The organism is Citrobacter sp. Cf088 (assembly GCF_030334295.1).
GTDB lineage: Bacteria > Pseudomonadota > Gammaproteobacteria > Enterobacterales > Enterobacteriaceae > Citrobacter > Citrobacter freundii.
Genome location: NZ_JAOWEE010000054.1, coordinates 77,142 through 90,338 on the forward strand (window position 1 = coordinate 77,142; position 13,197 = coordinate 90,338).

The 13,197-nt window shown below is 53.1% G+C and carries 12 protein-coding genes; 5 read left to right on the top strand and 7 right to left on the bottom strand.

The genetic code is table 11. The features are described 5' to 3' along the window. Positions 1-228 precede the first annotated feature (228 nt). Positions 229-1,638: a D-serine/D-alanine/glycine transporter gene (gene cycA / locus OGV71_RS18920; RefSeq protein ID WP_003025688.1), complete on the top strand. Its 1,410-nt coding sequence runs from the start codon at positions 229-231 to the stop codon at positions 1,636-1,638. An 83-nt stretch (positions 1,639-1,721) separates the two neighbouring features. Here cycA and ytfE read toward each other — a convergent pair whose 3' ends face one another. Beyond that, entirely contained in the window at positions 1,722-2,384 is a 663-nt protein-coding gene (ytfE, locus tag OGV71_RS18925) for an iron-sulfur cluster repair protein YtfE (protein WP_003025690.1), read from the bottom strand. A gap of 245 nt (positions 2,385-2,629) precedes the next feature. On the opposite strand from ytfE, the gene OGV71_RS18930 reads away from it, so the two are divergent. Then, positions 2,630-4,183 carry a methyl-accepting chemotaxis protein gene (locus tag OGV71_RS18930; protein WP_003844953.1) on the top strand — a complete coding sequence of 518 codons (1,554 nt, stop codon included), beginning with the start codon at positions 2,630-2,632 and terminating at the stop codon, positions 4,181-4,183. A 63-nt stretch (positions 4,184-4,246) separates the two neighbouring features. Here OGV71_RS18930 and OGV71_RS18935 read toward each other — a convergent pair whose 3' ends face one another. The 3 genes from OGV71_RS18935 to OGV71_RS18945 all read right to left on the bottom strand — a co-directional run bounded on the left by OGV71_RS18935 (position 4,247) and on the right by OGV71_RS18945 (position 7,043). After that, complete coding sequence (locus tag OGV71_RS18935; protein ID WP_003025693.1) at positions 4,247-5,212, bottom strand: DMT family transporter; 966 nt, start codon at positions 5,210-5,212, stop codon at positions 4,247-4,249. A gap of 76 nt (positions 5,213-5,288) precedes the next feature. Then, on the bottom strand, positions 5,289-6,113 hold the full coding sequence (locus OGV71_RS18940; RefSeq protein WP_003025695.1) for an AraC family transcriptional regulator: 825 nt from the start codon (positions 6,111-6,113) through the stop codon (positions 5,289-5,291). Positions 6,114-6,194: 81 nt separating this feature from the next. Continuing rightward, the gene (locus OGV71_RS18945) at positions 6,195-7,043 is read right to left on the bottom strand and encodes an SDR family oxidoreductase (protein WP_003839523.1); all 849 of its coding nucleotides are present in this window, start codon (positions 7,041-7,043) and stop codon (positions 6,195-6,197) included. Between the two features lie 90 nt (positions 7,044-7,133). Here OGV71_RS18945 and OGV71_RS18950 point away from each other — a divergent pair, with 90 nt between their 5' ends. Further along, complete coding sequence (locus OGV71_RS18950; protein WP_003839526.1) at positions 7,134-7,514, top strand: winged helix-turn-helix transcriptional regulator; 381 nt, start codon at positions 7,134-7,136, stop codon at positions 7,512-7,514. Between the two features lie 97 nt (positions 7,515-7,611). Here the strand turns inward: OGV71_RS18950 and cpdB are convergent, their stop codons facing one another. Then, positions 7,612-9,555, bottom strand: coding sequence for a 2',3'-cyclic-nucleotide 2'-phosphodiesterase (gene cpdB / locus OGV71_RS18955; RefSeq protein WP_204584202.1), 1,944 nt, complete (start codon positions 9,553-9,555; stop codon positions 7,612-7,614). Between the two features lie 188 nt (positions 9,556-9,743). On the opposite strand from cpdB, the gene cysQ reads away from it, so the two are divergent. Next, on the top strand, positions 9,744-10,484 hold the full coding sequence (gene cysQ / locus OGV71_RS18960) for a 3'(2'),5'-bisphosphate nucleotidase CysQ (RefSeq protein WP_003025705.1): 741 nt from the start codon (positions 9,744-9,746) through the stop codon (positions 10,482-10,484). Here cysQ and OGV71_RS18965 read toward each other — a convergent pair. After that, the gene (locus OGV71_RS18965; protein WP_003025707.1) at positions 10,474-11,031 is read right to left on the bottom strand and encodes a YtfJ family protein; all 558 of its coding nucleotides are present in this window, start codon (positions 11,029-11,031) and stop codon (positions 10,474-10,476) included. The two genes, cysQ and OGV71_RS18965, sit on opposite strands and share 11 nt — an antisense overlap. Positions 11,032-11,359: 328 nt before the next feature. Between OGV71_RS18965 and OGV71_RS18970 the strand changes: the two genes are divergently transcribed. Beyond that, the gene (locus OGV71_RS18970) at positions 11,360-11,566 is read left to right on the top strand and encodes a DUF1107 domain-containing protein (protein WP_003025710.1); all 207 of its coding nucleotides are present in this window, start codon (positions 11,360-11,362) and stop codon (positions 11,564-11,566) included. Positions 11,567-11,632: 66 nt separating this feature from the next. On the opposite strand, the gene paeA is transcribed toward OGV71_RS18970, so the two are convergent. Further along, the gene (gene paeA, locus OGV71_RS18975) at positions 11,633-12,973 is read right to left on the bottom strand and encodes a polyamine export protein PaeA (protein WP_048219853.1); all 1,341 of its coding nucleotides are present in this window, start codon (positions 12,971-12,973) and stop codon (positions 11,633-11,635) included. Positions 12,974-13,197 lie beyond the last annotated feature (224 nt).

Below are 13,197 nucleotides of genomic sequence, written 5' to 3' on the forward strand. Positions count from 1 at the left end.
TTATCTTGCAAATGCCACATCAGCGTGTATTTTTGTGAGCTGATTCGCGCTATCAGAGTGATATGACACTCACTTTAAACATTAAATTAACATTATATCTAAATCTTAGTATTCATCCCGCCAATTCTTACCTAATATCGATGAGTCCTGATAACAGGATCGTCGTATCATAGACACACTAAAGGCCGTAGAGCCTGAACAACACAGACAGGTACAGGAAGAAAAAACATGGTAGATCAGGTAAAAGTCGACACCGCTGAAGAGGCGTCGTCTGAACAGTCGCTACGGCGCAATCTCACAAACCGTCATATTCAACTTATTGCTATTGGTGGTGCAATCGGTACTGGCCTGTTTATGGGCTCCGGTAAAACCATCAGTCTCGCCGGACCGTCGATCATCTTTGTATATATGATCATCGGTTTTATGCTGTTTTTCGTGATGCGGGCAATGGGTGAATTGCTGCTCTCGAATCTGGAGTACAAATCGTTTAGTGATTTCGCCTCCGACCTGCTCGGGCCGTGGGCCGGGTATTTTACCGGCTGGACCTACTGGTTCTGCTGGGTCGTTACTGGGATGGCAGACGTTGTCGCGATTACCGCGTATGCGCAATTCTGGTTCCCCGAACTGTCAGATTGGGTCGCCTCGCTGGCGGTGATTGTGCTGCTGCTGAGCCTCAACCTCGCCACCGTAAAAATGTTCGGTGAGATGGAGTTCTGGTTTGCGATGATCAAAATCGTCGCCATCATCGGCCTGATTGTCGTCGGTCTGGTGATGGTGCTGACGCACTTCCAGTCGCCAACCGGCGTTCAGGCATCGTTCACGCATCTGTGGAATGACGGTGGCTGGTTCCCGAAAGGTCTGAGCGGCTTCTTTGCCGGCTTCCAGATAGCGGTGTTCGCGTTTGTGGGTATTGAGCTGGTGGGAACGACCGCTGCGGAAACCAAGGATCCTGAGAAATCTCTGCCGCGCGCCATTAACTCGATTCCAATCCGTATTATCATGTTCTACGTGTTCGCGCTGATCGTGATTATGTCCGTAACGCCGTGGAGCTCGGTAGTACCAACCAAGAGCCCATTCGTTGAACTGTTTGTGCTGGTTGGTCTGCCAGCTGCGGCGAGCCTGATCAACTTTGTGGTTCTTACTTCAGCTGCCTCTTCCGCAAACAGCGGCGTGTTCTCTACCAGCCGTATGCTGTTCGGCCTGGCGCAGGAAGGCGTTGCACCGAAAGCATTTGCCAAGCTGTCTAAACGCGCAGTTCCGGCGAAGGGGTTAACCTTCTCCTGTATCTGTCTGTTGGGCGGCGTGGTGATGCTGTACGTGAACCCGAGCGTGATTGGCGCGTTTACCATGATCACCACCGTGTCGGCGATTCTGTTCATGTTCGTCTGGACCATCATTCTTTGCTCGTACCTGGTGTACCGCAAGCAACGTCCTCACCTGCATGAAAAATCAATCTACAAGATGCCGTTAGGCAAGCTGATGTGCTGGGTATGTATGGCGTTCTTCGTCTTCGTACTGGTACTGCTGACGCTGGAAGATGATACTCGTCAGGCGTTGATGGTGACGCCGCTGTGGTTCATCGCGTTGGGTCTGGGCTGGTTGTTTATCGGTAAGAAACGTATGGCGGGTATGCGTTAAGCGTTGTCATATCGGACACAAAAAAGGCCACATAAGTAGTGGCCGAATTCGGACTTCAGGAAGGCGCTCTCGGGCGCCTTTTTTTATTCACCTGCGAGGGCACGCGGGAACAACACATTGTTTTCCAGGCTGATGTGTTCCATCAGGTCATCGATCATTTCGTTAATGCCGTTATACATGGCTTTCCAGGTGGTGCAGGCTTCTGGCGGCGGCGTCACGTTGTGGGTGATGTGTTTGATCACTTCCACCAGTTCACCCGCATCGTCATGTTCGCTTTCCATCACGCTGATTGGCCCCATCGCCTGGCTACCCATGCCCTGTTTGATCATCGGGAACAGGATCTGCTCTTCTTTCATCATGTGGCTGGACAGCTCTTCATGCAGCATGGTCAGGTTTTTCGCCAGACCGCGCGGTACGTTCGGTTTGTCTGCGTGAACGCGTTCAACTTTTGTGGCCTGCAGGATCAGCTCCGGCAGCTGTTCGCGGTGTCTGTCGTGATAACGCACGATGATATGGTCGATGATTTCAGCCAGAGCCACGGTACGCCAGTCTTTCTCCAGCGGCTGTTCAGCCAGCTGCGCGAGCTGCGCCTCAATAACGTCTAAATCCAGCTCTTTACGCGCGGCAGCGCGTGCCAGCGTTTGTTTACCGCCGCAGCAGTAATCCATATCGTATTTACGAAACAGGGCCGAAGCGCGAGGAATAGAGAGCGCCAGTTCACCTAAAGGTTGATCGCGATAAGACATTGCCGTTACCTCATTCTCAATAATATAAGATGTATTTTAAATACATCTTATGGCGAAGGATATAACCCTTTCGGGGTGGGGTGTTTTGTGATGAACGTCACGAAAATTTCTTATTTCGTTAAGGTGCTGAATCTTATTGGAAAGGTGAGGGGCGGCGAAAAAAGCGGCTCGACAGGATTAAATAAGCGCACGCCGCTGCCGATAGTTAGACCTCAGACAATACCTGCATAATAAAAAGGCTACAGATGTTCAAACGAATCAAAGTGATAACCTTACTTATCACCGTGTTACTCGCCCTGGGCGCAATGCAGCTCATCTCCGCGGGCGTCTTTATTGGCGCGCTCAATAACGATAAGCAGAACTTTAACGTGTCTCAACTTTCCAGCCAGAATGTGGCCGAGTTTACCGATGCGTGGATTAGCCTGAACCAGGCTCGCGTCACGCTCAACCGGGGCATGCTGCGTTTACAGGGAACGATGGCTAGCGAGATTAACGGCGGTCAGTTGAAGGAGCTGGTGAACACGGCAAATCGCCTGTTGGCCGAATCGAAAGAGCATTACGATAAATACTACGCTCTACCGGAAACGCCGGGGCTGGATGAGCATCTGGCCGATCGACTGGAAGAACAGTACGGCATCTATTCTGCGACGCTGGCAAAAATGAACGCGCTGCTGGCTGAAGGAAAGCTGGAAGAGATGTTCAAGCAGAATGCCGAGCAAAAGCAAACGGCCATGCAGGAAGTTTATCGGGAATGGCGTAGCGCGCAAACGGCGCTGGCCACTGCCGGAGTGCAGGACAATGAGAGTGACTACCAGAAGATAATCTGGCTGCTGTCCGCGGTGATGTTGATTGTCGTCACCGTGATTATCGCCAGTTGGCTGGCGATGCAGCGAGTGCTGCTCAAGCCGCTCCACGAGGTGATGGGACATATTCGCCATATTGCCGCAGGTGATTTGACTCACCGCATCAACGCCGATGGCAGTAATGAAATGGCGCTGCTGGCAGGCAACGTCCGCGACATGCAGCAGGCGCTGGCGAACACGGTCAGCGTGGTGCGTGACGGGGCTGACACCATCTATACCGGCGCGGGTGAAATTGCCGCTGGCAGTAACGATCTCTCGTCACGTACCGAACAGCAGGCCGCCTCTCTGGAGGAGACCGCAGCCAGCATGGAACAACTTACCGCAACCGTGAGACAGAACGCAGATAACGCGCGTCAGGCGACCAGCCTGGCAAAAAATGCTTCACAGACGGCGCAGAAAGGCGGAACCGTGGTTGATGGCGTGGTGCGTACGATGGATGAAATCGCCACCAGTTCCAGCAAAATCGCGCAAATTACCACTGTTATCGACGGTATTGCTTTCCAAACCAACATCCTGGCGCTGAACGCGGCGGTAGAAGCGGCGCGCGCTGGCGAACAGGGGCGTGGCTTTGCTGTAGTCGCAGGTGAGGTGCGCACGCTGGCGCAGCGTAGCGCTCAGGCGGCAAAAGAAATTAAGGCGTTGATTGATGACTCAGGGAATCGGGTCAATGCCGGTACGGCGCTGGTGCATGAAGCGGGTGAGACGATGGCGGAAATTGTCAGTGCCGTCACCCAGGTAACCGATATTATGGGAGAAATTGCGTCGGCCTCTGATGAACAGAGCCGGGGTATCGATCAGGTCGGTCAGGCGGTGGCTGAGATGGATCGCGTCACGCAGCAAAACGCCTCGCTGGTGGAGGAATCCGCTTCCGCCGCAGCCGCGCTCGAAGAGCAGGCCGCACGGTTGAACCAGACGGTGGCGGTGTTTAAAGTTTAACGTCTGCTCCGGCCTACAAGATATTATCCAGTAGGCCGGATAAGCGGAGCACCATCCGGCACATTATGATTGTGAAACCACCATGACGCTGGGTTTCTGCGGCTTGGCTCTGACGGCTATCACTACCCCAACCATCAGCAGCGTAATACCGCTTACCGTCAGCAACGGTGGAAATTCCTGGCGCAGTATAAAGGTGTACAGCAGGCCAGCCAGCGTTTCGAAGACAATCAACGGGCCGAGGATCACCGTCGGCAGCTTCTGGCTGGCGACGTTCCAGCACAGTGCGCCAACCCAAGAACACAATACCGCAATGGCTATCATCAGGCCGATAAACACGGCTGGACGCGGACCGAAGGGCAGAGCGAAGTCCGGCGTTTGCCCGTTCAGCCACAGGCAGGCGGCAATATAGCCGAGCAGAGAAACAGGCAGCGTTACCAGAGCCTGAGCCGTCGCCCACATCATCGGGTGCTTATCCGGATTCTCGCGCAGCCAGCGGGCATTACGCAGCGCATACCACGCCCAACACACCACCGAAATCAGCGCCAGTGCGATTCCAGAGCCATATCGCCAGCCGCTAAAGTCAGGGAGTCCCTGATTCAGCTCCGAGATATTCACGCACAGCAGGCCTATACCAATCAACACCAGCGCAGGCGACAAACGCCACCATGATAATTTGCCGTCACGCTGGCTGTAGAGCAGGTTAGCGAAGACCGGGATCACCACCGGCAATGTACCAATAATCATCGTGGAGACCGGTGCGCCGGTGCGCTGGATAGCGCTTGCCAGGCAAACGTAATAAATCAGATTCCCCATCATTGTTAGCGTCAGCGCAGTTACCCAGTCTTTCCGCCCGAGTTGACGCAGGCGCACACGTCCCAGCCAGGCAATCGGCAATGCGATCAGCCCCAGCGCCAGATAGCGCCCCATCGACTGCAATACCGCCGGGTATTCCGGTACGATCAGCGGTCCAACAAAAATTAATCCCCACATCAGCCCGGCCAGCAGGGCATACAACACACCGCTAATCATTTTTGATATCCACATCGCTTAACAATACGTCGAGTGTAGGCAGGAAAAATGCCGCCGTATTGTATGAGATTGCTGATCAACGCCGGACGACTTGTTTCTGATAACGCACTGGCGTAATGCCGTAGCGATGGGTAAACGCGCGGGTGAGATGCGACTGGTCGGTGAGGCCGGTTGCGGCGGCGACCTCTGCGGCGGGCATACCGCAAGTGAGAAAACCTTTGGCTCGCCACAGGCGGATCGCCATCAACATCTGGTGCGGCGTGACGTGGAAATGAGATTTAAACTGGCGCTGAAAATGCCAGGGACTCAGCGATGCAACCCGCGCCAGCTCGTCGAGCGTGACCGGATGCATATAATTATCGTGCAGATACTCGCGTACTCGTTCAAAGCGATGAGCCCCCTCCGGCAATACCGGTGCATGGCGGGCCAGCGGCTGGAACGTGTCGATCAGATCGAGCAATAGTCCTTTTTGCGCCAGCGGATCTTCCGTGTTCCACAGGCCGTGGATCAGCGAACAGATCTGGCGCGAGCGCAGCGGATCGTGACGCGTTACGTCATGAAACCACCAGTGGCGGATCCCAGTGACCTCTTCCAGAAGATCGGGCTCAAGATAAATCATCCGATAGCGCCAGCCATCGGCGGTTTCGGCCTCGCCGGTGTGCAGCTCATCGGGATTCATGGTGACGACGGAATGGGCGGGGGCCACGTACTGCGTGCCGCGATAACGAAAACGTTCGGCTCCGGCTTCTATCGCGCCAATGCCGAATGCTTCATGTGTGTGCGGCTCAAAGGCGTAACGTGAGATGTGCGCATGATACAGCTCTACGCCCGGCACCTGCGCCAGATGGCGAAAGCGGGCGCTGTCTTTCTCATCAATAAACTGCTCAGGTACACCTTGCACGTTTTCTCTCCCCACGCATCATCCTGTCATTATCAGAGAGGATGCGCGGGGATGCCACCACAATTAACTAATTTTTAACACTTACACGATGCCTTTGACGCTGTCAGCCAGCGAGGTGGTCGGGCGACCAATCAGTTTGCTTAGCGTATGGCTGTCGTCGAACAGACCGCCTTTGGAGGCGCCAGTGTCTGAGTCAGCCAGCATGTCCGCCAGTCCGGCAGGCAGACCTACACCTTTTAGCGCGGCGGCAAAATCAGCTTCGCTCAGGTTCTGATACACCACTTTTTTACCACTCTGTTTTGCCAGCTCGGCAGCCAACTGGCTCAGGGTCCAGCCTGCGTCGCCCGCCAGCTCATAGGTTTTACCGGCGTGACCGTCTTCACTGATGACACGCGCGGCGGCAGCGGCATAGTCGGCGCGGGTCGCTGAGGCAATTTTGCCTTCACCTGCAGCCCCGATAAACACGCCATGTTCCAGAGCAGCCGGTGCGCTGGCGAGATAGTTTTCGGTGTACCAGCCGTTACGCAGTAGCGCGTAGGCGATACCGGATTCAGCCAGCATCTGCTCGGTTGCCACATGCTCATCAGCCAGCCCCAGCGGGGAGGTGTCAGCGTGCAGCAGGCTGGTGTAGGCGATAAATTTCACGTGAGCGGCTTTCGCTGCGTTAATCACGTTGCGATGCTGCGGGGCACGTTGTCCCACTTCGCTGGAGGAGATCAGCAGTAGCTTGTCGATACCCTGTAAGGCAGTTGTAAAGGCGGCTTCATCGCTGTAATCCGCCTGACGAACGGTAATGCCCTGCTGACTAAGCGCCGTCGCTTTAGCGGGATTACGCACGATTGCCACAATCTGGCTGGCAGGAACGGTTTTCAGCAGAGATTCAATAACGTGTTGGCCCAGTTGGCCGGTGGCGCCGGTAATCGCGATCATGGGGTGACTCCTTGGTATTGGTCTTGTGTTTAATCACGCTAACATCTAAACTTACTTTTAGTAAGTACGTACAAAAAGGTTAGTATGAAAATGACAGCTTCGACGCTCTCCCAGCAGTTACGCGATGGCAACTTGTTTGCCGAACAGTGTCCCTCCCGCGAGGTGTTAAAACACGTCACCAGCCGATGGGGTGTATTGATTCTGGTGGCGCTGCGCGACGGTACGCACCGTTTCAGCGATTTGCGCCGTAAGATGGGCGGGGTCAGTGAAAAGATGCTGGCGCAATCTCTGCAGGCGCTGGAGCAGGACGGGTTTATCAACCGGGTATCGTATCCTGTCGTACCGCCGCATGTGGAGTATAGCCTGACGCAGTTGGGTGAGCAGGTGAGCGATAAAGTCGCCGCGCTGGCGGACTGGATAGAACTGAATTTGCCGCAGGTTTTAGCGCAGCGGGAAGAGCGGGCGGCGTAAAGTATTGCCGGATGGCGGCTAACGCCTTATCCGGCCTACTGATTACTTCGACTCGTAGGCCGGATAAGACGCTATTGCGTCGCATCCGGCACGAAAATTACTTACTTAAATCCAGCTGGTAAATGGCGAAACCGATGTCATCGGTCGCGACTTTTTTCAGCGGATACTGGCCTTTCTCTTTAATAAACGCCGCGGCTTTATCAGACGGTGATGTTTCAAAGCGAATATCCAGTGGCGTATCGCTGTGAATTGGCGCCAGACGCCAGTTGTTATCTGCCGCCGGATGAATTTCACCGGCACGCTTCGTCTCCGCACCAATCCACGCGGCCAGCACCGAGCGGTTTTCATCCGGAGAAGCAAACGCGATGTGGTTGTCGCCGGTTCCGGTAAACTTACCGCCGTAGGCGCGGTAGTTGTTGGTCGCGACGAGGAAGGTAGCATTCGGATCGATTGGTTTGCCGTTAAAGGTCAGATTTTTAATACGTTCCGCTTTCGGATTAATGGTCTGACATTCCCCGTCGTAGCGGGCGGGTTGTGAAACATCAATCTGATAATTCACGCCATCAATCACGTCGAAATTATAGGTACGGAAGCCGTCCCAGTTAATCAACGACTGTGGTTTGCTGCTGTGGATATCAATCTGATTGAACTGCCCGGCGGAACATTCCAGCCACTCTTTCACCTCTTTACCGCTGGCTTTCACCACCACCAGAGTGTTGGGATAGAGATACAAATCAGCGGCGTTACGGAAGGTTAACTGGCCTTTTTCGACTTCGACAAAGCTTGCCGGATCGTTCTTGCGTCCACCGACCTTAAACGGCGCGGCGGCGGAAAGTACCGGTAGTTTTGCCAGATCCGGATCGCCCTGAATAAAGTGTTCCACATAGGCTTTCTGCGCGTTGTTCACCACCTGTACGGTCGGGTCATCCTGTACCAGCGCCAGATAGCTGTACATATTGTCGGCGGATTTACCGATCGGTTTGCTGACAAACTCACGCGTGGCGTCGTGATCGGCTTTCAGGATCTCAACGATTTTTTTGTCTTCTGCTGCCAGTGATTTTTTCGCTGCCGCGTCATAAATCGGACGTGCTTCGGCTTTCGCCTGGGTGACCTGCCATTTACCGCTGTCGTTATTCAGCACTAAATCCACCACCCCCAGATGATCGCCCCACATGCCCGGCATCACTGCCGGAACCCCATTCAGCGTACCTTTTGTGATATCTGCACCTTTGATGTTGGCAAAGTCTTTACCGGGGAAGACGGCGTGAGCGTGACCAAACATAATGGCATCTACGCCCGGGACTTCACTGAGGTAATAAACGGAGTTTTCCGCCATGGTTTGATACGGGTCGGCAGAAAGCCCGGAGTGAGCAACTACCACCACGACATCGGCACCTTTTTCTCGCATTTCGGGAACGTATTTGCGTGCAGTTTCCGTAATGTCGTTCACCGTCACTTTACCGCTGAGGTTGGCTTTATCCCAGGTCATAATCTGCGGTGGCACAAAACCGATATAGCCAATCTTCAGCGTCTGCTTGTTCCCTTCTTTGTCGACAACCTCAGTGTCTTTGATCAGATAAGGCGTAAATAGCGGCTTTTTGGTCTTAACGTCGATGATATTGGCATTAACGTAAGGGAACTTCGCCCCTGCCAGCGCGTTGTGCAGATACTCAAGGCCGTAGTTGAATTCATGGTTGCCGAGGTTACCCACCGCGTAATCCAGGGTATTCAGCGCCTTATATACCGGGTGAGTTTCGCCCGCTTTCAGCCCTTTGGCCGCCATGTAATCCCCGAGCGGGCTGCCCTGAATCAGATCGCCATTATCAACCAGCACGCTGTTTTTGACTTCTCCACGCGCAGCGTTGATAAGACTTGCCGTACGTACCAGACCGAATTTTTCAGTCGGTGTATCTTTGTAATAATCGAAATCCATCATATTGCTATGCAAATCAGTGGTTTCCATTATACGCAGATCGACGGTCGCGGCATTGACGCTGGCTGCAATCAGCGTTGCCAGAAGCGTTGCACTAAACTTAATCATCAGGGGCATCCTTTTAAGATCTAAGCCACAAAAGAAAATGTATATAAATCTTCTTGCTTACAGAACTGTGAATCATGACATGAATATAGCGTTTAAAACCGCAGACGCTATCACAGTTGGCGGATCCCCTGACGATCGGGTATAAGTAAAACAACGAGTTAACACCACTGACAGAAACGAGGTGGAGAATGCTAGAACATGTATGCCAGCTTGCACGGAACGCGGGCGATGCCATTATGCAGGTCTACGATGGAATCAAACCGATGGAGATTACCAGCAAGCAGGATGATTCTCCGGTCACGGCGGCGGATATCGCCGCGCACAAGGTTATCCTCGAGGGATTACTGGCGCTGACGCCGGATATTCCCGTCCTGTCTGAAGAAGCGCCTCCTGGCTGGGATGTCCGCCAGCACTGGCAGCGCTACTGGCTGGTGGACCCGCTGGACGGGACCAAAGAGTTCATTAAGCGTAACGGTGAATTTACGGTCAATATTGCGCTGATCGAAAAGGGAAAGCCGGTTCTGGGCGTGGTTTACGCGCCGGTAATGAAAGTGATGTACAGCGCAGCAGAAGGTAAAGCGTGGAAAGAAGAGTGCGGCGTACGTAAACAAATTCAGGTTCGTGACGCGCGTCCGCCGCTGGTGGTCATTAGCCGCTCGCATGCCGATAATGAGTTAAAAGAGTATCTGCAACAGTTGGGCGAGCACCAGACCACGTCGATTGGCTCATCGTTGAAGTTCTGTCTGGTGGCGGAAGGGCACGCACAGCTGTACCCGCGTTTTGGGCCCACTAACGTATGGGACACCGCCGCGGGCCACGCTGTTGCCGCCGCAGCCGGGGCGCACGTTCACGACTGGCAGGGGAAACCTCTGGATTACACCCCACGTGAATCGTTCCTCAACCCCGGCTTCCGCGTTTCTATTTACTGAGCAATTTGTGCAGCAGGGCAATTACCTGCTGCACCTCTTCCTGCGTTAATGCGCCATCTTTTGCCCACTGCACGCGTCCGTCCTTATCGAGTACGACGATAGCGGAGCTCTCTTCATCCAGTTGCCAGGCTTTACGCGCAATGCCATTGCTGTCGACAATGAATTGCGACCACGGGTAGAGCTTCTTATTGCTCTCCAGACTGCTGCGCACAAACATACCTGAGCCGGGAATGGCGTCATCCGTGTTGACGATAGTGGTGGTCTGGTATTTGTCGTGCGGCAGGTTGGCGGCTTTGATTGCCTCGATCAGTGTCGCATTTTTCTCTTTGGCGGAGGTGCGTCCAGCAATGTGTTGCACAATTCGCACTTTCCCAGGCAACTGCGCGCTATTCCAGCTTTTGTAGCTAAACTTATCGTTATCGAGAATCAGTTCGCCGCGATCGGCGATCCCCACCGGTGGTACGCGTTGGTCAGTCTCAAACTTATGTGCGGAGGCAATCATCGGCAGCAGCAGAAACGACAGCGCCAGCAGTTTTCGTAAGGTCATAGGTTTTCCTTCTTTCTTTTATTTTGCAGGTGATCCGACCACTTGGGTCTGGAATTTAATCATATGTGCGATTGATGCTTTTTCCCGCAAGCGCGATGCCAGTTTGCGGACGGGCGCACAAATCCTGCGAAAAATGAAGGCTTATACTGAAGACAGCGAAGCGTTGAAAAGATAATTCTGAATAATTGTAACCTGAAGGTAAATAAACTTATACACGCTGGAAACATCAACGAGATAGTCTATAGTCATAGGGCATTAAAATTTGCGCCTGAGGATTGTCGGACCGATTGTGGTACCGCAAAGGCGTAATGCTCAGCAGGAGACAACAATGAAAATTTTCCAACGATACAACCCGCTGCAGGTGGCGAAGTACGTGAAGATCCTGTTTCGTGGACGGTTATATATCAAGGATGTAGGCGCTTTTGAATTTGATAAGGGTAAGATTCTTATCCCAAAAGTGAAGGACAAGCTGCATTTTTCCGTGATGTCCGAAGTTAACCGTCAGGTCTTGCGTCTGCAAACTGAGATGGCTTGATCAAGTGCTATGCAGTAGTTAAAAAAACGGCTCCTGGACAGGAGCCGTTGATGTTTCTGTAAGGCGTTACGACGCCTTTGCCTCTTCTTTTGCATCTGGCAGTTTTGGTACCAGAACTGTAGGTTTGCTGTCCAGACGCGTCACCAGCAGCTGATCGATCTTGTAGTTATCGATATCCACCACTTCAAATTTGTAGCCAGAATACTTCACCGAGTCGGTGCGTTTCGGGATTTTACGCAGCATGAACATCATAAAGCCGCCGATGGTTTCATAGTTGCCGGACTGCGGGAACTCGTCGATATCCAGCACGCGCATAACGTCATCAATCGGCGTACCGCCATCAACCAACCATGAGTTCTCATCACGCGCCACAATCTGCTCTTCCAGACCCTGGCCAACTAAATCACCCATCAGCGTGGTCATCACGTCGTTGAGCGTGATAATCCCTACCACCAGCGCGTACTCGTTCATGATGACGGCAAAGTCTTCGCCTGCGGTTTTGAAGCTTTCCAGTGCTTCAGAGAGCGTCAGCGTGTCCGGGACGATCAGCGTATTGCGGATCTGTACGCCGCTGTTCAGCGCCATGCTTTGGTTCGCCAGTACGCGGTTGAGGAGATCCTTTGAATCGACATAACCAATGATGTGGTCGATATCTTCGTTACACACCAGGAATTTGGAGTGCGGATGTTCCGCCACCTTGTTCTTCAGGCTTTGCTCATCTTCATGGAGATCGAACCAGATAATATTCTCGCGCGAGGTCATTGAAGACGGGACGGTACGCGATTCCAGTTCGAACACATTTTCAATCAGCTCATGCTCCTGTTTGCGCAGAACACCTGCCAGCGCACCGGCTTCGACCACGGCGTAAATGTCGTCTGAGGTGATGTCATCTTTTCGCACCATTGGGATCTTAAACAGACGGAAAATGTTGTTTGCCAGACCGTTAAAGAACCACACCAGCGGGCGGAAGACCAGCAGGCAGAAGCGCATCGGGTTGATGATACGCAAAGCCACAGCTTCTGGCGCAATCATACCGATGCGTTTCGGGGTTAAATCCGCGAACAGGATGAACAGGCCAGTAACCAGCGAGAATGACAGAATAAAGCTTAACTGTTCGGACAGCTCTGGAGCGAAGTATTTTGAGAACAGGCTGTGAAAAGCCGGGGAGAATGCCGCATCACCGACGATACCGCCGAGAATGGCGACCGCGTTAAGGCCAATTTGCACGACGGTAAAAAACATGCCGGGGTTTTCCTGCATCTTCAAAACACGTTGTGCGTTTACGTTGCCTTCATCGGCAAGCAGTTTAAGTTTTATTTTGCGTGATGCAGCAAGCGAGATCTCAGATATCGAGAAAAACGCACTCACGGCGATCAGGCAGAGAATGACTAAAATACTGTTTAACATATCTTATCCGACCGTTCAGGTCAGATCCTCGGAAGGGAGAAGTTGATACTCGTCGTCTTTCAAGCTGCAGGTGCGTTAGCTGCACTCATTCACCCCAGTCACATAGTTATCTATGCTCCTGGGGATTCACGAGTTTGCCGCCTGCCTGCAACTCGAAATCCATAGAGTATAAATCCAATGGAATATTCAATGAAAACCGGTCCGAAGGGAGTGGACCGGTAATT